Source organism: Methylobacterium sp. ME121 (assembly GCF_000974725.1).
Taxonomy (GTDB): domain Bacteria; phylum Pseudomonadota; class Alphaproteobacteria; order Rhizobiales; family Beijerinckiaceae; genus Methylobacterium; species Methylobacterium radiotolerans.
The window spans coordinates 1-18258 of the sequence record NZ_BBUX01000023.1 but is presented as its reverse complement, the minus strand read 5'-3'; the positions used below and the strand labels follow the sequence as shown (position 1 = coordinate 18258).

Below are 18258 nucleotides of genomic sequence, written 5' to 3'. Positions count from 1 at the left end.
CGCGGCGCGGTCAAGGGCGGGCTTCGGCCGTTGCAGGACCCGGACCACCGACCGTCGGCGCCCGCGCGCGGAGGCGCGCCGGGATCGCGGCGCAGTCACGGCGCAGTCATGGCGCCATGGCGATGAAGCCGGCGAACAGGTCCGACAGAGCCTCGCCCTTCACGGCACCCGGCAGATCGCGGGGGTGGATGAACTCGTCGCGGAACCAGGGATAGCGCTTCGGATCGAAGGAGGCCCGCAGCCAGTCGATCGTCCGCCGCACGCGGGTGATCCGCTCGGCGTCCGGGTGATAGGTCAGCCAGATATCGATGCTGAATCGGCCGAGATTGTCCACCGGGACGACCTGGGCGCCGATCGCGCTGGCATAGGTCGGCAGCAGGCCGATTCCGGCCCCCTTGGCGATGGCCCAGTAATACGCGCTGCTGACGTTGACCCTCAGCGTGATCGGGACCTTCGCGGGGAAGCCCGGGACCGACCGCACGTAGTCCTCGAGGGCGACGGTCTGGCCGCCGTCCTGCACCACGATCCGGTGACGCTCGAGATCCTCCGGGCGCGCCGGGAGCCCGTAGGTCTCCTCGTAGCTCCGCGCGGCGTACGGCACCATGTGGATCCGGCCGATCTTGACGATGCGCAGGTCCGGGCTGGTCGGCCGCGTCAGCTGGATGGCGACGTCGGCCTCCAGCCTGAGGACGTCGGCGGATTCCATCGCGCAGCGCAGGTCGACGATCAGGCGCGGGTTGGCGCGCTGGAACTCGACGAGGCGCGGCGCGAGCCAGAAGGCCCCCAGCCCCTCCGTCACGGCGATCCGCACCTCGCCGGTCTCGGCGAAGGGCGCGCCCTCGCCGGTGCGCACGAGGCTGAAGGCGGCCGCCTCCATGCGGCCGGCGGCCTCGAGGATCGCGTGGCCCTCGGCGGTGAGGCGGATGCCGTCGACGTGGCGGGTCAGCAACGGCGCGCCGATCAGCGCCTCGAGATCGTCGATCCGGCGCCGCACCGAGTTCACCGACAGGCCGAGCTTCGTGGCCGCCGAGCGGAAGCTGCCGGACCGCTGGAGCGCCAGGAAGACCCGGATGCTCTGCCAGTCGGGCATCGGATCCCGGCTCGCCTCCGCCTGTTCCATCGACGGAACACCCCTGTTTCAAATTTTGCACATACAGCGAGAGCGCTAGATGCGAAGTGCTTAACCGTCAATCCGTACCCGAATGACAGGTCATCCGATGACGGTGCACATTGCTCGCGCGCAGTTTGTCGCCAAGGACGCCGATCAAGTCGGTACAGCGCTAGTCTCTCCCGAGCCGCGGCACGCGCTGAATGCGCTCGAGGTCGGCCGAATTGCCCGGCACCTCGTCATCTTCACGCCGACCCCGGACGATCTGGCGCGGCTGATCGCGGCGGCGCGCGCGGATCTGCCCGATCTCGCGCCCCTGCGCACCGTCCAGCGGGTGATGTCGATCAATCCCGACAGCGTCCTGGCGATCGCCCAGCGCCACCGGTTCGACGCCGCGGATCCGCGGGGCGAGGGGTTCGTGGCCTGCCTGATGCTGAACGCCGACGGCGTGGCCGCGCTCAAGAACGGGACGCTCGACGCGTCCGATCCGCCCGCCGCGATGCTGGCCGGCCAGCACGAACGTCCGGCCGGGATCTACGTCTGGGCCGTCTACGCGCGGCGGCGCCTCTCCGGCGGAGTCGGCCTCGTCTTCGATCGTCTGTCGAGCCCGACCTACCGGGGCGTGGACTTCTACGCCCGCGCGGCCACACCCGAGGGGGCCGACCTCCTGTCGGCCCTCGGCTTCGCGGCGCGGACCTCCGCCGGCGGGACCCTGTACCATTTCGCCCGCGGTCCGAAGGCGGAGCCGGCGCCCCCATACGACAGTCACCGGCCGGGCGCGACCGGCATCAGCGTCGCGGTCGCGCGGAACATGGAGGACCTGTCCCGGGTGATCGCCCTGCGCGCCGCCGTCTACATGGCGGAGCAGGCCTGCCCGTACGAGGAGGAGTTCGACGGCAACGACCTCTCGGCGACGCACCTGATCGGCTATGTCGGCGACGAGCCGGCGGGCTGCCTGCGCATCCGGTTCTTCGCCGATTTCGCCAAGATCGAGCGCCTCGCGGTCCGGGCCGAGTTCCGCAACACGCGCCTGTCCTTCGCGCTGGTCCGCGCCGGGATCGAGCTCGCCCGGGTGAAGGGCTACCGCCGGCTCTACGGCCACGCCCAGAAACGCCTCGTCGGCTTCTGGAGCCGCTTCGGCTTCCGGATCTTCGAGGGCGCGCAGGAGCTGGTCTTCTCGGATTTCGACTACGTCGAGATGCTGATGGAGGCGGAGCCGCACCCGCAGGCCATCGCGCTCGGCGCCGACCCCTACGTCATCATCCGGCCGGAGGGCCGCTGGCACCGGGCGGGCGCCCTCGACCGTTCGCGCAGCCGCGCCGTGACCCGCCCCTCCGTCGACCGCGCGGTCGCGGCGCGATGAACAGGCCGATCAACCCGGCGCTGTATCGCCGGCCGCGCAGCGTCCCGGTCCTGGTGCTGGTGGACATGCAGCAGGAATACGAGGTCGCCGGGCGCCCGCTCGCCCTGGCCGGGATCGAGCCCGCCCTCTCGAACTGCCGCCGCGCGCTCGCGCATGCCCGCGCGAGCGGCATGCAGGTGGTCTATGTCCGCTGGGTCGGCGCGCCGCTGTTCCAGGCGGGCAGCCGCTTCGTGCGCTGGATCGAGGGCTTCGAGCCCCACGGCTGCGACATGATCTTCGACCGGGATCGCCCGTCCTGCTACGCCAGCCCCGCCTTCGCGGACGCGATGGAGCGCGGCTCCCCGCCGCTGGTCATCGCGGGCTTCGCCGGCGAGTCGTCCTGCCTCGCGACCGCGATCGACGGCTTCCACCGCGGACAGGACGTGACCTTCCTGTCCGATGCCTCCGCCAGCCACGACCTCGACGGCATCTCCGCCGACGAGATCCACCGGTCGGTGAGCGCGGTGATGCGGGTGTTCGGCGACGTCACGGACACGCAGTCCTGGATCGCGGCCTCCGCGCCGTTCAAGCCCCTGCCCACAGCGTCGAGCCCCACGCACGCCAATGACTGACCGAAGCCAGAACGACGGGATTCCGGACGGGGGCCGGGGCGGCGACGAGGATGTGGACCTGCGTCTCGGCCGCCACGTGATCGAGCTGCTGCAGGCGGCGCGAGACGCCGGCGAGCCGACGCTGATCGCGCAGGCCGAGGCCATGGCGATGGCGGTCGGGTTCGTGCTGGCGAGCCGGTTGCCGGGCGCAGAGCCGGAGACCGCGTGATCAGTCGGCCGCGTCCTCGCCGCCGATGAGGCGCATGGCCCGCAGGCGCGCGGTCCGCTCGTCGCGCGCGCCCCTGTCGGCGTCGAGGGCACGCCACAAGGCGAGGAGGTCGCTCGCGTGTGTCGTATCGATGGTTTCGTCGGCGTCGTGCGCCATCTCGGCGTGATCGAAGGCGTCCATGTTCAAAGTCCCGCGCCTTGAGATGCGGTGCGCTAACAGGACATCCGCGCGATCGTCCAGCCCGAAAGATAGGCAGATCTTGTACAAGCCGGCGCGATCGTCACGCCCGGCACGATTCACTGCCGGCAAACTGATCCTCGGGCCGGCGCGAGGCGCGGCACGGATCCTCGACCGTGTCCGCGTCACAGGAGCGGCGCGTCGAATGCCCAAGACCCCACGGCAGGGCGGCATTTCAATCAAGGATCAGCCCTTGGGCGAAGTCGAAATCTAACAATTCAACAGTCGAGCGGCGCTCTTCTCCCAATTCGAACTGTTTGGAAAGAGCCCGATCCCGCGCAAGCCCGGTGATACCCTCAGAAACATCTCGGACACCGAACTGTGCCAATCCCGATCGGCAGAGGCCTGCGCCGGCTGCCGGGTCGGCTCTCCCGCGAGCCGAGACCGGCCGCGTCAGGCCCGGGATTGCGTCAGCGCGGCGATGATGGATTCGACCACCTCGATCTGCCCCTGTACGGCGACCAGCCGCGGCCCGGCCTCCGCGCCGTCGCCCAGCACGAAGGTGCCCTTCTGCCGGCGCGTGTCGCGCAGCTTGCGCACCGACGCGACGATGATCTGCCGCTCCTCGATCAGCGCGTCGCGCAGCTCGTTCAGGCCGTCCAGTTCCAGTGTCGGGGTCATGCGGCGTCCCGGTCCTACATCCTCGACGCGACCGCGGCGGGCACTCCGCGCCCCAGCGCCGGGCGCGAACCATCCGGACAGGGCGTCCGGCGGAGCGACGCGGCCCTCGGTCCGCGGCGGTAGCACGGTTTCCACTCACGGAACATTGCGGCGATCCGGGACGTGCCGCGATGTCTGGCGCGCGCATTGTATGCTATTGAATGCAAAATTATCCCGGCAGGCGAAGCGCGGGATCAACGGGCGGACAGCGGCGCATGCTGAGTGAGGACGTGCACGACCGCGGCGGGTCCCGCGCGGACCGGACGGTCGCGGACCGGGGCCTCGGCGACGCGGATCGCGCCGGGACCGGACCGGCGAAGAAGCGCTCCGGCGCGGCCGGCCTGATCCTGCTGCTGCTCGCCGTCGCAGGCGGCGGCGCCTACGGCTACACGCGCCTGAACCAGCCCGCGGTGAAGACCGGGACGGCCGCCCCGCTGCCGGTACCCGTCACCCTCGGCACGGTGGAGCAGGGACCGTTCGCCCTCGTGTCGAACGGCCTCGGCACCGTCCAGGCGTACAACACGGTCCAGGTGCGCACGCGCGTCGACGGCGAGATCCACCAGGTGGCGTTCCGCGAGGGTCAGACCGTCCACAAGGGCGACGTGCTGGTGCAGATCGACCCGCGGCCCTACCAGGCGGCGCTCGATCAGGCGAAGGCCAAGAAGGAGCAGGACACGGCCAATCTCGGCAACGCGAAGGCGGACCTCGTCCGCTACACCGGGCTCGGCGCCTACGCCTCCCGGCAGCAGACCGAGACGCAGACAGCCCTGGTCGCCCAGCTCACCGCGCAGGTGGCGTCCGACCAGGCCGCCATCGACAACGCCACCACGCAGCTCGGCTACGCCACGATCCGCGCGCCGATCGACGGCGTCACGGGGTTCCGGCAGGTCGATATCGGCAACATCGTCAACGCGGCCGGACAGACCCCGATCGTGACGATCACGCAGGTCGAGCCGATCTTCGTGGTGTTCACGGCCCCGGAGGACCAGCTGCCCGCGATCACCGCGGCCCTGAAGGCCGGCGACGTGCCGGTGGAGGCGTGGACCTCGGACGGACTGACCAAGCTCGCGGACGGCAAGCTCGCCCTGTTCAACAACCAAGTCGACACCGCCACCGGCACGATCCGCCTCAAGGCCGTCTTCGAGAACAGGACTCACGCGCTGTGGCCGGGCCTGTCGGTCTCGACCAAGATGCGGATCGGCACCGTCGCGGTCGCCACGACGGTGCCGGACAACGCGATCCAGCACGGACCCGACGGCCTGTTCGCCTTCGTGGTGGACGATGCCAGCCGGGCGCACCAGCGCGCGCTGAAGGCGGGACGCTCGGATTCGGGGCGGACGCGGATCCTCAGCGGCGATCTCCGGCCGGGCGAGCGGGTAATCGTAGCCGGGCAGTACAAGGTGCAGGACGGCAGCCTCGTGGCCGATCCGCACAGCGCGCACACCGCGCAGGCGGAGGCGGTCCAGTGACGCGCGCGGCACGTCTCACGGCGGCCGTGTCAGCGCGCGGGGTCCGGGCATGAAGGGCGGCATCTCGGCCCCGTTCATCCGGTTTCCGGTGGCGACCACGCTGATCATGGTCGGCATCCTGTTCCTCGGGGTGGTGGCCTACCCGCTGCTCGGCGTCGCGCCGCTGCCGCAGGTGGATTTCCCGACGATCCAGGTGACCGCGCAGCTGCCGGGGGCCAGCCCGGAGACGATGGCCTCGTCGGTGGCGCAGCCCCTGGAGCGGCAGTTCTCCCAGATCCCGGGCGTGTCGCAGATGACCTCGACGAGTTCCCTCGGGATCTCGACGGTCACGGTCCAGTTCGACCTCAACCGCAACATCGACGGTGCGGCGAGCGACATCCAGGCGGCGATCAACGCCGCCAGCGGCCAGCTCCCGAAGAACCTCCCGACACCGCCGACTTACCGCAAGGTCAACCCGGCCGATTCGCCGATCCTGCTGCTCTCGGCCACCTCCGACAGCATGCCGCTGATCGACGTCGACGACGCGGTCGACGTCCAGCTCGCCCAGCGGATCAGCCAGATCTCGGGCGTCGCCCAGGTCTTCATCGGCGGCCAGCAGAAGCCCGCCGTGCGGATCCAGATCGATCCGGCGAAGCTCGTGGCCAAGGGCCTGTCGCTGGAGGACGTGCGCGCGCAGCTCACCCTCACCACGGTCAACAACCCGAAGGGCAGCATCGACGGCGGCAGCCACAGCTACACCATCTACGCCAACGACCAGCTCACCGCGGCCCACAACTGGAACGACGTCATCGTCGCCTATCGCGACGGCGCGCCGCTGCGCGTCCGCGACATCGGACAGGCGGTCGCCGGTCCCGAGGACACCAAGCAGGCCGGCTGGACCAACGGCAAGCGCGGCATCTTCCTGGTCGTGTTCAAGCAGCCCGGCGCCAACGTCATCGACACGGTCGACAGCATCAAGGCGCAGCTGCCCCGCCTGACCGCCACATTGCCGGCCGCCATCAAGGTCGGCATCCTGAGCGACCGCACCCAGACCATCCGCGCCTCGGTCGAGGACGTGCAGTTCACCCTGCTGCTGACGATCGCGCTGGTCGTCGGGGTGATCTTCGTCTTCCTGCGCAGCTTCTGGGCGACCGTGATACCGAGCGTGACGGTGCCGCTCGCGCTGCTCGGCGCCTGCGCGCTGATGTGGATGGCGGGCTACACCCTCGACAACCTCTCGCTGATGGCGCTCACCATCTCGGTCGGCTTCGTGGTCGACGACGCCATCGTCGTGCTGGAGAACATCAGCCGCTACGTCGAGGAGGGGATGCGGCCCATGGAGGCCGCGTTCAAGGGCGCGGGCGAGATCGGCTTCACCATCGTGTCGATCTCGGTGTCGCTGATCGCCGTCCTGATCCCGCTCCTGCTGATGGGGGGCATCATCGGCCGGCTGTTCCGCGAGTTCGCCGTGGTGCTGTCGATGACCATCGCGGTCTCGGCCTTCGTGTCCCTGACTCTGACCCCGATGATGGCCTCGCGGCTGCTGAAAGCCCACGACGCCGAGCGTCACGGCCGCCTCTACCGGATGAGCGAGGCCGCCTTCGACTGGCTGCTCGCGGTCTACGCCGACGCCCTCGACGTCGCCCTGCGCTTCCGCCGCGTCACGCTGCTGGTCTTCTTCGCCACCCTGGCGCTGACCGGCTACCTGTTCGTGGCGATCCCGAAGGGCTTCTTCCCGCAGCAGGACACCGGTTTCATGATCGGCGTCACCGAGGCGGGCCAGGACATCTCCTTCTCGGCGATGAAGGCGCTGCAGGAGAAGGTCGGCGCGATCGTCCAGGCCGATCCGGCGGTGGCCACGGTCGGCATGTCGCTCGGCGGCAACGGCCAGGCGCTCAATTCCGGGCGCATGTACATCACGCTCAAGCCGCGCGAGGAGCGCGACGTCAACGCCTTCCAGGTGATCGGCCGTCTGCGCCCGAAGCTGGAGCGCGTCGAGGGCATCCGGACCTTCATCCAGGCGACGCAGGACGTGCGCACCGGCGGCCGCACCTCGCGGACGCAGTTCGAGTACACCCTCCAGGACCCGGACCTCGCCGAGCTGAACACCTGGGCGCCGCGCATCCTCGACAAGATGAAGACGCTGCCGGAGCTGCGCGACGTCGCCACCGACCAGCAGACCCGCGGCACGACCCTGACGCTGTCGATCGACCGCGACGCCGCCTCGCGCTACGGCATCACGCCCCAGCTGATCGACGACACGCTCTACGACGCGTTCGGCCAGCGTCAGATCGCGCAGTACTTCACGCAGCTGAACAGCTACCACGTGGTGCTGGAGGTGCTGCTGGCGCTTCAGGGCAGCGTCGAGAGTCTCGACAAGATCTACATCAAGGCACCGATCGGCGGCGGGCAGGTGCCGCTCGCGGCCTTCGCCCGCTGGACGACGGTTCCGGTGGCGCCGCTGGCCGTGAACCACCAGGGGCAGTTCCCGGCGGTGACGATCAGCTTCAACCTCGCCCCCGACGTCGCCCTGGGGCAGGCCACGGAGGCGATCGGCCGGGCGATGCGGGAGCTGCAGGTGCCGCCGACCGTGGTGAGCGGCTTCCAGGGCACCGCCCAGGCCTTCCAGCAGTCGCTCTCGACGGTGCCGCTGCTGATCCTCGCGGCCCTGTTCGTCGTCTACCTGATCCTCGGCATCCTCTACGAGAGCTTCATCCACCCGCTCACGATCCTCTCGACCCTGCCGTCGGCCGGCGTCGGCGCCCTGGCCGTGCTGATGTGGGCGGGGTTCGATTTCAGCCTGATCGCGCTCATCGGCATCATCCTCCTGATCGGCATCGTGAAGAAGAACGGCATCATGCTGGTCGACTTCGCGATCGTGGCCGAGCGCGAGGAGGGTCTCTCGCCCGAGGTCGCGATCCGGAAGGCGGCGCTGCTGCGCTTCCGGCCGATTCTCATGACCACGATGGCGGCTCTGCTCGGCGGCATCCCGCTGATGATCGCCACCGGGACCGGTTCGGAGATCCGGCAGCCGCTGGGCTACGCCATGGTCGGCGGCCTCGCGGTGAGCCAGGTGCTGACGCTGTTCACCACGCCGGTAATCTACATCTACCTCGACCGGCTGGCGCACCGGCTGTCGTTCCGGGACAAGCCGCAGACGGTGGACACCGCGCTCGACGATCCCGAGGCGGTGGATGAGGTTCGAGGCCCGCCGGCGCTGCGCGCGGCGGAATGAGTCCGACCGCCGCCTTCGCGCGCTGAGCGAAGCGACCCAGGGCGGCGGGACGTCGGCGAGCGTGACGCATCTGGATCCCTTCGCTCCGCGCGCGAGGACGCTGAGCGTCGCGGGACAGGCGCCGCGAAGCCGACGGCCGGGCGGCCCTGTCACCGCAACACGCTTGGCGGGGGAGCTCGCCGTTCCAGTTCATTCGCTGCCGGCCCTATGAGACCGCGCGACGCCGAAGGATCCGGATGAGCCAGAACCTGCCGCTGCGAGGGCTCACCTTGCTCGCCCTGGAGCAGGCGGTCGCCGCGCCCTACTGCACCTCGCGGCTCGCCGATGCCGGGGCCCGGGTCATCAAGATCGAGCGGCCGGAGGGTGATTTCGCCCGCGGCTACGACTCGGCGGTCAACGGGCTGGCGAGCTACTTCGTCTGGCTCAACCGCGGCAAGGAGAGCCTCGTCGCCGACATCAAGGATCCGGCCGATGCCCGCCTGCTGCACGCGATCCTCGCGCAGGCCGACGTGTTCGTGCAGAATCTCGCCCCCGGCGCGGCCGCCCGGGCGGGCTTCGGCGCGGCGGAGCTGCGGGCGCGCTATCCGCGGCTGATCACCGTCGACATCTCCGGTTACGGCACCGGCAACGCCTACAGCGACATGAAGGCCTACGACCTGCTGGTCCAGGCCGAGAGCGGGCTCGCCGGGATCACCGGACATCCGGCCGGACCCGGGCGCGTCGGCGTCTCCGTCTGCGACGTCGCCTGCGGGATGGACGCCCACGCCGCCGTTCTCGAGGCGCTGATCGCCCGCGGGATCACCGGACAGGGCTGCGCCCTGGAGGTCAGCCTGTTCAGCGGCGCCGCCGACTGGATGAACGTGCCGCTGCTCTACTTCGAGGGGACGGGGCAGGCCCCGCGGCGGGTCGGCCTCGCGCATCCCTCGATCTGCCCCTACGGCGCCTTCCCCACGGCCGACGGCAGCCTGGTGCTGATCTCGATCCAGAACGAGCGCGAGTGGGCGAGTTTCTGCGCCGGCGTCCTCGGGGAGCCCGACCTCGCCCGGGCCGAGGGCTTCGCGTCCAACAATGCCCGGGTGGCCAACCGCGCCGCGGTCGACCTGCGCGTCGGCGCCGAGCTGGTGCGGCTCAGCCGCGACGCGGCCGCCGCCCGGCTGAAGGCGGCGGGCACCGCCTACGGCTTCGTCAACACGCTGGCGGATCTCGCCGCGCACCCGGCGCTGATCCGCGCGGAGGTCCGGACGCCTTCGGGGCCGGCCCGGATCGTGGCGCCGCCGGTGCTGATCGACGGCGAGGTCCGCGCCCTCGGCCCGGTTCCGGCGATCGACGAGCACGGGGCGCGGATCCGGGAGGAATTCGGTCGCCGCGACTGAGGACTGCGATACGACGGCAGAACATGAACGGCGGGAGGAGACGATGAGACTGGACGGCAAGATCGCGCTCGTGACGGGGGCTGGCAGCGGCTTCGGGGCCGGGATCGCCCAGCGCTTCGCCGCGGAGGGCGCCAAGGTCGCCTGCGTCGACATCGACGGCGCGGCGGCCGAGCGTGTCGCCGCGGCACTCGGCGACAAAGCGATCGCGATCGCCGCCGATGTCGGCTTGGCCGCCGACGTCGCCGCCAGCGTCGCCGAGACGCGGCAGCGCTTCGGCGTGCCGAACGTTCTCGTCAACAACGCCGGCACCACCCATCGCAACAAGCCGCTGATGGAGGTGACCGAGGAGGACTTCGACCGGGTCTTCCGGGTCAACGTGAAGTCGATCTTCCACTACGTCCGGGAAGTCGCCCCGCTGATGCGCGACGCCGGCGGCGGCGCGATCCTGAATGTCAGCTCGACGGCGGCGCTGCGGCCGCGCCCGGGGCTGACGTGGTACAACGCCTCCAAGGGGGCGGCGAGCCTCGCCTCGAAATCCCTCGCCCTGGAGCTGGCGCCCTGGAAGATCCGGGTGAACGCCCTCTGCCCGGTCATGGGCGCCACGGGGCTCCTCGAGCACTTCATGGGCGTCCTCGACACGCCCGAGAATCGCGACCGCTTCATCGCCACGATCCCGCTCGGGCGCCTGTCGGAGGCGAGCGACATCGCAGCGGCGGCCCTGTTCCTCGCCTCCGACGAGGCGGCGTTCATCACCGGCGTCGATCTGCCGGTCGACGGCGGCCGCACGGCCTGAGGAGTTCCCGATGGAATCCTATACCGAGATCCGCGAGTCGGTCGCCAAGCTCTGCGCCGGCTTCCCGGGACCGTACTGGCGGGCCCTCGACCGTGAGATGGCCTACCCGACCGCGTTCGTGAACGCGCTGACCGAGAGCGGCTACCTGTCGGTACTGATCCCCGAGGCGTACGGCGGCTCCGGCCTGCCGCTCTCGGCCGCCGCCGCGATCCTCGAGGAGGTGCAGCGGGCGGGTTGCAACGGCGGCGCCTGCCACGCTCAGATGTACACGATGGGGACGCTGCTTCGGCATGGCTCGGAGGCGCAGAAGGCCGAGTACCTGCCGGCCATCGCGGAGGGCCGCCTGCGGCTCCAGGCTTTCGGCGTGACCGAGCCGACCTCCGGCACCGACACCGGCAGCCTGAAGACGACGGCGCGCCTGGAGGGCGACCACTACATCGTCAACGGCCAGAAGATCTGGACCAGCCGCGCCGAGCACTCGGACCTGATGCTGCTCCTCGCCCGCACCACGCCGAAGGCCGAGGGCATGAAGCGCACGGACGGGCTGTCGGTGCTCCTCGTCGACATGCGCGCGGCGAAGGGCAACGGCCTCACGATCCGGCCGATCCGCACCATGATGAACCACGCCACCACCGAGGTCTTCTTCGACAATCTCCGGGTGCCGGCGCAGAACCTCATCGGCGAGGAGGGCAGGGGCTTCCGCTACATCCTGTCCGGCATGAATGCCGAGCGGATCCTGATCGCCGCCGAGTGCGTCGGCGACGCCAAGTGGTTCATCGACAGGGCCCGCGCCTATGCCGGAGAGCGGTCCGTGTTCGGCCGGCCGATCGGCGCCAACCAGGGTGTGCAGTTCCCGATCGCGAAGGCTTACGCGAACATGCGCGCGGCCGAACTCATGGTCCGCGAGGCGCTGACCCTCTACGAGGGCGGCGCCAATCCCGGGGCCGAGGCTAACATGGCCAAGATGCTCGCCGCCGACGCCTCCTTCGAGGCGGCCAACGCCTGCATCCAGACCCATGGCGGCTTCGGATTCGCCGAGGAGTACGACGTGGAGCGCAAGTTCCGCGAGACGCGCCTCTATCAGGTCGCCCCGATCTCCACGAACCTGATCCTCGCCTACCTGTCCGAGCACGTCCTCGGCCTGCCGCGGTCGTACTGAGATGACCGATCTCACTGCCTGGATCGGCCGGACGCGAGAGGCGTCCGACCTCGTCACCCCGCGCCTCCTCGCGGAGTTCCGCGCGACCTTCGCGCCTCACCTGGCGCCGGTCTCCGACGGGATCGCGCCACCGGCGCTGCACTGGTGCCTCGCGCCCGAGACGCCACCGGCCGATGCCCTCGGTCCGGACGGCCACGCCGCCAAGGGCGGCTTCCTGCCGCCCGTGCCGCTGCCCCGGCGGATGTGGGCGGGGGGCGAGATCGAGACGGCCTCGGGCCTGCGCGCGGGGGACGCGGTGACGCGCACCGAGACCGTGCGGGACGTCGCCTTCAAGAGCGGTCGGAGCGGGAGCCTGTGCTTCGTCACCGTCGACCACACGGTGGCGACAGGACGGGGCGTCGCGATCCGCGAGCGGCAGGACATCGTCTACCGCGAGGCGGCGGGTGCGCAGACCGGAACAAGTGCTGCGCCCGAGCGCGACGATCCCGAAGCATACGCGGCGATCTGGGACGTATCGGCGACGCCGACGCTGCTGTTCCGCTACTCGGCGATGACTTTCAACGGCCACCGCTTCCACTACGATCAGCCCTACGCGACGCGGGTGGAGGGCTACGCCGACCTCGTCGTTCACGGCCCGATGCAGGCCACGCTGCTGATGAACCTCGCCGCGACGCTCCTGGGACACGGGCCGCGGAAATTCGCCTATCGCGGGGTGTCGCCGATGACCGCCAACCAGATCTTCCGGGTCTGCGGGCGGGTCTGCGGGACAGTGTTCGAGGGCGTGACGCTCGACGCGGCGGGCCATGTCTGCATGCGGGCCCGGGGCGACGCGTGAGAGGCCGGACCGCTCGGTCCGCGCCTGGGATCAGCCGGGGATCAGTGCCGTCGGCGCGCCGCGTGTGGCCGGCGGCGTCGCATCGGCCCGCGGATGCGTCGACGGGCCGAGTGGGCGCGGGCCGCGCGCACGCGCGGCCCGCGCCGAGCGGGCTCAGGCCAGCTTCAGACCGACGTTGACGTTGCCGCGGGTCGCGTTGGAGTACGGGCAGACCTGGTGAGCGGCGTCGACGAGCTTCTGCGCGTCGGCGCGGTCGAGGCCCGGCAGGCTGATCGTCAGGTCGGCGGTGATGCCGAAGCCGCCCTCGGAGCGCGGGCCGATGCCGACTTCTGCGGTGACGCTGGTGTCGGCCGGGACCTTCAGCTGCAGCGACGGCGCGACGGCCTTCATGGCGCCCAGGAAGCAGGCCGAGTAGCCGGACGCGAAGAGCTGCTCCGGGTTCGCGCCCGGACCGCCCGCGCCGCCGAGCTCCTTCGGAGTCGAGAGCTTAACCTCGAAGTTGCCGTCGGCCGTCCGAGCGGCGCCGTCGCGGCCGCCGGTGGCAGTGGCGGAGGTGCGGTACTTCACGTCTACGGGCATGGGACTCTCCGGTTTGGGGGATGCCGCCGGCATGTAGGTGCCGACTCGCTTCCGCACAGCCCAGTTAGATTGCGCGCAATCTAATTTCAAGGGTCGATCAGCGCGAAGCGGTCGACATCCACGAGACCCCGGTCGGTGATCTTGAGGTGAGGAATGACGGGCAGGGGCAGGAACGCGACCTGCAGGAAGGGCTCGGGGAGGACGACATCGAGGCTTCGCGCCGCGTCGCGCAGGGTTACGAGGGATCGCCGGATGGTTTCGAACGGCATCAGGCTCATCAGGCCGGCCACCGGCAGCGCGATCTCGGCCAGCACGCGGCCGCCCTCGACCACCACGAAGCCGCCCTCGATCTCTCCGAGCCGGTTCACCGCCACGGCCATGTCGGCATCGTCCGCCCCGACTACCGTGATGTTGTGGCTGTCGTGCCCGACCGACGAGGCGATGGCCCCGCGCCGGAGGCCGAATCCCTTGACGAACGCGACGCCGATGCCGCGCCCGCCCGGTGCCGTGCGGCCGTGGCGCTCGACGACGGCGACCTTGATGACGTCCTGACCCAGGTCGATCCGGCGCTCGCCGCCGGAATAGGGCAAGGTGAGGTCGTGGCGCAGAGTGATGATCTTACCGGGCACCACCCCGATCACCGGCGTCGACGGACCGGAGCCCGGCGCGGCAAAGTCCGCCGCCGTCACGCGCCGCGCCCGCACGCTCCGGCGACCGATCGGCTCGACCGGCGCGCGCGCGTCGAAGAGCGCTGCGTCGACCGGGCGCCCCGCGCTGAGCACCCGCGACACTGCGCAGGCGGCGAGATCGTCGAGGACCACGAGATCGGCGCGCTGGCCGGGCGCGACGAGGCCCCGGTCGTGCAGCCCGAAGGCGCGGGCCGCCGACCAGGACGCCGCGCGGTAGGCGGCCAGCGGCGGCACGCCGAGGGCGATGGCCGTGCGGACGACGAAGTCGAGATGGCCCTCCTCGGCGATGTCGAGGGGATTCCGGTCATCGGTGCAGAAGGCCAGGAACGGCGCCGTCCGCTCGGTCAGGATCGGCGCGAGGGCGTGCAGGTCCTTGCAGACCGAGCCCTCCCGGATCAGCACGGTCATGCCCTTCGAGAGCTTCTCGCGGGCCTCCTCGGGCGAGGTTGCCTCGTGCTCGGTGCGGATGCCGGCGGCGATGTAGCCGTTGAGCCCGAGGCCGCGCAGGAGCGGCGCGTGCCCGTCGATGTGCCGCCCTTGGAAGGCGGCGAGCTTGTCCAGCACGCCCGGATCCGCCGCCAGCACGCCCGGGAAGTTCATGAACTCGGCGAGGCCGATCACCCTCGGATGGGCCGCGAAGGGGGCGAGATCCTGCGCCTCGATCCGGGCGCCGGAGGTCTCCAGATGGTCGGTGGCGGGGACGCAGGAGGAGAGCTGCACGCGCAGGTCCATCGCCAGGGTCTCGGCGGATCTCAGGAACCACGTGAAGGCGTCGGTGCCGAGCACGTTGGCCATCTCGTGCGGGTCGCAGATCCCGGTGGTGACGCCGTGCGGCAGGACGCACCGCTCATATTCCTGCGGCGGCATCAGCGACGATTCGACGTGGAAGTGGGTGTCGATAAAGCCCGGCACCACGACCTTGCCGGACACGTCGATCTCCCGGGCGCCGCGGTACTGCCCGAAGGTCCCGACGATCCGGTCGCCGCAGATCGCGATGTCGGAGGCGACGAGGTCGCCCGTGACGAGGTCGAGGAAGCGGCCGCCCTTCAGGACGACGTCGGCGTCGACGCGGCCCTGACCCTGCGCGATGGCCCGCCGGAGGAAATCCACCTGTGTCATCGCGAGTCGCCCCTCCGCCCTGCCATCCGCCAGAAGCATGCCACGGGTGCCAGCCCCTCGGCGACGCTTGCGGATGCGCGGGCGCGGGCGCAGAAGCCGCTCACCTTTGAACTGGTCGAAGCTCTCGATGCCCGCCTATCGCTCACGCACCACCACCCACGGCCGCAACATGGCCGGCGCCCGCGGCCTCTGGCGCGCCACCGGCATGAAGGACTCGGACTTCGGCAAGCCGATCATCGCCGTGGTGAACTCCTTCACGCAGTTCGTGCCGGGCCACGTCCACCTCAAGGATCTCGGCCAGCTCGTCGCGCGGGAGATCGAGGCGGCCGGCGGCGTCGCCAAGGAGTTCAACACCATCGCGGTCGATGACGGTATCGCGATGGGCCACGACGGGATGCTGTACTCGCTGCCGTCCCGCGAATTGATCGCCGATTCCGTCGAGTACATGGTCAACGCGCACTGCGCCGACGCGATGGTGTGCATCTCGAACTGCGACAAGATCACCCCCGGCATGCTGATGGCGACTTTGCGCCTCAACATCCCGACCGTGTTCGTCTCCGGCGGCCCGATGGAGGCCGGCAAGGTCCAGCTGCCGGGCATCGCCAAGAAGGTCGACCTCGTCGACGCGATGATCGCCGCCGCCGACGACCGGATCTCCGACGAGGACGTCGCCGTCATCGAGCGCTCCGCCTGCCCGACCTGCGGCTCCTGCTCGGGCATGTTCACGGCGAACTCGATGAACTGCCTCACCGAGGCCCTCGGGCTGGCGCTGCCGGGCAACGGCTCGGTGCTCGCCACCCACGCCGACCGCAAGCGCCTCTTCGTCGAGGCCGGCCACCTGATCGTCGATCTGGCCCGCCGCCACTACGAGCAGGACGACGCCGGCGTGCTGCCGCGCGCGGTCGCGAGCTTCCGGGCGTTCGAGAACGCCATGACCCTCGACATCGCCATGGGCGGGTCGACCAACACGGTGCTGCACCTTTTGGCCGCCGCCCACGAGGGCGAGGTGCCCTTCACCATGGCGGACATCGACCGGCTGTCGCGGCGGGTGCCGGTTTTGTGCAAGGTCGCCCCGGCAGTGGCCAACGTCCACATGGAGGACGTGCATCGCGCCGGCGGGATCATGGGCATCCTGGGCGAGCTCGACCGGGCCGGCCTGATCGACACCAGCGTCGGCAACGTCTCGGCCGGGACGCTCGGCGCCGCGCTCGCCCGCTGGGACGTGCGCGGCGAACCGGCCGCCTCGGTGAAGACCTTCTACCAAGCGGCGCCGGGCGGCGTGCCGACCCAGGTGGCGTTCAGTCAGGAATCCCGGTTCGACGCGCTCGATCTCGACCGCGAGGGCGGCGTCATCCGCGACGCGGCACACGCCTATTCGCAGGATGGCGGCCTCGCCGTGCTCTACGGCAACCTCGCCGAGCAGGGCTGTATCGTGAAGACCGCGGGCGTCGACGCCTCGATTCTGACCTTCACGGGCACCGCCCGCGTGTTCGAGAGCCAGGACGCGGCCGTCGACGGCATCCTCAACGGCAAGGTGACGGCGGGCGAGGTCGTGCTGATCCGCTACGAGGGTCCCCGCGGCGGTCCCGGCATGCAGGAGATGCTCTACCCGACGAGCTACCTGAAATCGAAGGGGCTCGGGAAGGCCTGCGCCCTCGTCACCGACGGGCGGTTCTCCGGCGGGTCGTCGGGCCTCTCCATCGGGCACGTCTCGCCGGAGGCCGCCGAGGGCGGCCTGATCGGCCTCGTGCGCGACGGCGACCGGATCGCCATCGACATCCCGAACCGGCGAATCCAGCTCGAGGTCGACCAGGCAGAACTGGATCAGCGGCGCAGCGCCCAGGAGGCTGCGGGCTGGCAGCCGGCGAAGCCGCGCAAGCGCAAGGTCAGCGCGGCGCTGCGCGCCTACGCTCTGCTCACGACGAGCGCGGCGCACGGCGCGGTTCGCCGAGTCTGATCAGCGGAGTTCGAGAACCAGGGCGGTGATGGCGGCCAGCAGCGCCACCGCTGCCACCGCGAGGCCGGTGAGGCGCGCGCGAAGGGACCCTGTCGTCTCGGCGGGCGGTTCTCTCGCGGTCAGGACGGGCCCGGCATCCGGGATCCGCCCCAGGGCTCGGAGCATCAGCGGCTCGATCGCCGCGTAGCCCGCCGGGCTCAGGTGAAGCCCGTCCGTCCCGTAGTCGGGCCGGAGCCCACCGGTCTCCGTCGCCAGCACGGCGTGATAGTCGATGAACGTCGCGCCATGCTCGTGGGCATGGTCGCGGAGCCACGCGTTGACCGCCGCGATCATGGCGGGTGCGTCCCGCACCTCCGGGTTCCACGGGATCCCGTCCACCGGCGTCAGCGAGCCGATCCAGGCCTTCACGCCCAGGGCGCGGGCCTCGTCGAGCATGCCGGCGAGCGTCCGGCAGATCTCCTCGACCGGGACGAAGACGCCCTCGTTGCGGCTGATATCGTTGACACCGCACAGGAGATGCACGCCCCAGGCTTCGGTCTCCGCGAGGTCGCGGGCGAACCGCATGGTGATCCAGCGCGCCGTCTGGCCGGAGCCGCCGCGGGGGATGAGGTCGTAAGCCTCGAAGGTGCCGGCTCGATGGAAGCCCCAGAGCTCCGTGATCGAGTCCCCGACGAAGACGATCGGTCCGGCCATGGCTCAGGCAGGCGTCGCCATGCCGATTGTCTCGATCACCTCCGCCTGGAGGCGGTCGGCCATCATCTGGCGCCCCTCCGAGGTCACGTGGACGATGTCGGTGAACAGGGGACGGGTCTCGACCTCGAACAGTCGGCTCAGATCCCGCGCCGCGAAGATTCGATCGGCCGGATCCAGTCGCCCAAGGACGT

17 protein-coding genes and 1 pseudogene are annotated in these 18258 nt (G+C 70.5%); 10 read left to right on the top strand and 8 right to left on the bottom strand.

What is annotated here, in order from left to right; genetic code table 11:
* Nucleotides 1–106: 106 nt before the first annotated feature.
* A complete protein-coding gene (locus ME121_RS16035; protein ID WP_059409179.1) occupies nucleotides 107–1120 on the bottom strand; it encodes a LysR family transcriptional regulator in 1014 nt (337 codons plus the stop codon).
* A 97-nt stretch (nucleotides 1121–1217) separates the two neighbouring features.
* Here ME121_RS16035 and ME121_RS16030 point away from each other — a divergent pair, with 97 nt between their 5' ends.
* The 3 genes from ME121_RS16030 to ME121_RS16020 are packed head-to-tail and all read left to right on the top strand — an operon-like array spanning nucleotide 1218 to nucleotide 3290.
* Nucleotides 1218–2471 (top strand): GNAT family N-acetyltransferase, encoded by a 1254-nt coding sequence (locus tag ME121_RS16030; RefSeq protein ID WP_059409178.1) that lies wholly within the window; start codon nucleotides 1218–1220, stop codon nucleotides 2469–2471.
* Nucleotides 2468–3082: a cysteine hydrolase family protein gene (locus ME121_RS16025; protein WP_024829671.1), complete on the top strand. Its 615-nt coding sequence runs from the start codon at nucleotides 2468–2470 to the stop codon at nucleotides 3080–3082. Before ME121_RS16030 ends, ME121_RS16025 begins: the two co-directional genes overlap by 4 nt.
* Entirely contained in the window at nucleotides 3075–3290 is a 216-nt protein-coding gene (locus ME121_RS16020) for a hypothetical protein (protein WP_012319812.1), read from the top strand. Before ME121_RS16025 ends, ME121_RS16020 begins: the two co-directional genes overlap by 8 nt.
* Here the strand turns inward: ME121_RS16020 and ME121_RS16015 are convergent, their stop codons facing one another.
* From ME121_RS16015 to ME121_RS16010, 3 genes are all read right to left on the bottom strand, one after another.
* Nucleotides 3291–3470, bottom strand: a complete 180-nt coding sequence (locus ME121_RS16015; RefSeq protein WP_012319811.1) for a hypothetical protein — start codon at nucleotides 3468–3470, stop codon at nucleotides 3291–3293.
* A 232-nt stretch (nucleotides 3471–3702) separates the two neighbouring features.
* Entirely contained in the window at nucleotides 3703–3855 is a 153-nt protein-coding gene (locus ME121_RS33700; RefSeq protein ID WP_179240027.1) for a hypothetical protein, read from the bottom strand.
* Between the two features lie 65 nt (nucleotides 3856–3920).
* A complete protein-coding gene (locus ME121_RS16010; RefSeq protein WP_029357482.1) occupies nucleotides 3921–4148 on the bottom strand; it encodes a hypothetical protein in 228 nt (75 codons plus the stop codon).
* A 254-nt stretch (nucleotides 4149–4402) separates the two neighbouring features.
* Here ME121_RS16010 and ME121_RS16005 point away from each other — a divergent pair, with 254 nt between their 5' ends.
* From ME121_RS16005 to ME121_RS15980, 6 genes are all read left to right on the top strand, one after another.
* Nucleotides 4403–5656 (top strand): efflux RND transporter periplasmic adaptor subunit, encoded by a 1254-nt coding sequence (locus tag ME121_RS16005; RefSeq protein WP_029357480.1) that lies wholly within the window; start codon nucleotides 4403–4405, stop codon nucleotides 5654–5656.
* A gap of 49 nt (nucleotides 5657–5705) precedes the next feature.
* Nucleotides 5706–8870: an efflux RND transporter permease subunit gene (locus ME121_RS16000; protein ID WP_059409177.1), complete on the top strand. Its 3165-nt coding sequence runs from the start codon at nucleotides 5706–5708 to the stop codon at nucleotides 8868–8870.
* A 236-nt stretch (nucleotides 8871–9106) separates the two neighbouring features.
* Nucleotides 9107–10243 carry a CaiB/BaiF CoA transferase family protein gene (locus tag ME121_RS15995; protein ID WP_059409176.1) on the top strand — a complete coding sequence of 379 codons (1137 nt, stop codon included), beginning with the start codon at nucleotides 9107–9109 and terminating at the stop codon, nucleotides 10241–10243.
* A gap of 43 nt (nucleotides 10244–10286) precedes the next feature.
* Nucleotides 10287–11036: an SDR family oxidoreductase gene (locus ME121_RS15990; protein WP_029357475.1), complete on the top strand. Its 750-nt coding sequence runs from the start codon at nucleotides 10287–10289 to the stop codon at nucleotides 11034–11036.
* A 10-nt stretch (nucleotides 11037–11046) separates the two neighbouring features.
* Nucleotides 11047–12195 carry an acyl-CoA dehydrogenase family protein gene (locus tag ME121_RS15985; RefSeq protein WP_059409175.1) on the top strand — a complete coding sequence of 383 codons (1149 nt, stop codon included), beginning with the start codon at nucleotides 11047–11049 and terminating at the stop codon, nucleotides 12193–12195.
* Between the two features lies 1 nt (nucleotide 12196).
* The gene (locus tag ME121_RS15980; RefSeq protein ID WP_024829675.1) at nucleotides 12197–13030 is read left to right on the top strand and encodes an HTD2 family dehydratase; all 834 of its coding nucleotides are present in this window, start codon (nucleotides 12197–12199) and stop codon (nucleotides 13028–13030) included.
* 153 nt (nucleotides 13031–13183) lie between these two features.
* Here the strand turns inward: ME121_RS15980 and ME121_RS15975 are convergent, their stop codons facing one another.
* Both ME121_RS15975 and ade read right to left on the bottom strand, forming a co-directional pair.
* Nucleotides 13184–13609, bottom strand: coding sequence for an organic hydroperoxide resistance protein (locus ME121_RS15975; protein WP_012319803.1), 426 nt, complete (start codon nucleotides 13607–13609; stop codon nucleotides 13184–13186).
* Between the two features lie 86 nt (nucleotides 13610–13695).
* Nucleotides 13696–15417, bottom strand: coding sequence for an adenine deaminase (gene ade / locus ME121_RS15970; protein WP_059409174.1), 1722 nt, complete (start codon nucleotides 15415–15417; stop codon nucleotides 13696–13698).
* 127 nt (nucleotides 15418–15544) lie between these two features.
* On the opposite strand from ade, the gene ilvD reads away from it, so the two are divergent.
* Nucleotides 15545–17374 (top strand): dihydroxy-acid dehydratase, encoded by a 1830-nt coding sequence (gene ilvD, locus ME121_RS15965; protein WP_012319801.1) that lies wholly within the window; start codon nucleotides 15545–15547, stop codon nucleotides 17372–17374.
* On the opposite strand, the gene ME121_RS15960 is transcribed toward ilvD, so the two are convergent.
* Nucleotides 17375–18067 carry a GDSL-type esterase/lipase family protein gene (locus ME121_RS15960; protein ID WP_059409173.1) on the bottom strand — a complete coding sequence of 231 codons (693 nt, stop codon included), beginning with the start codon at nucleotides 18065–18067 and terminating at the stop codon, nucleotides 17375–17377.
* A gap of 3 nt (nucleotides 18068–18070) precedes the next feature.
* Nucleotides 18071–18258: pseudogene (locus ME121_RS15955) on the bottom strand (SGNH/GDSL hydrolase family protein); the annotation flags it as partial.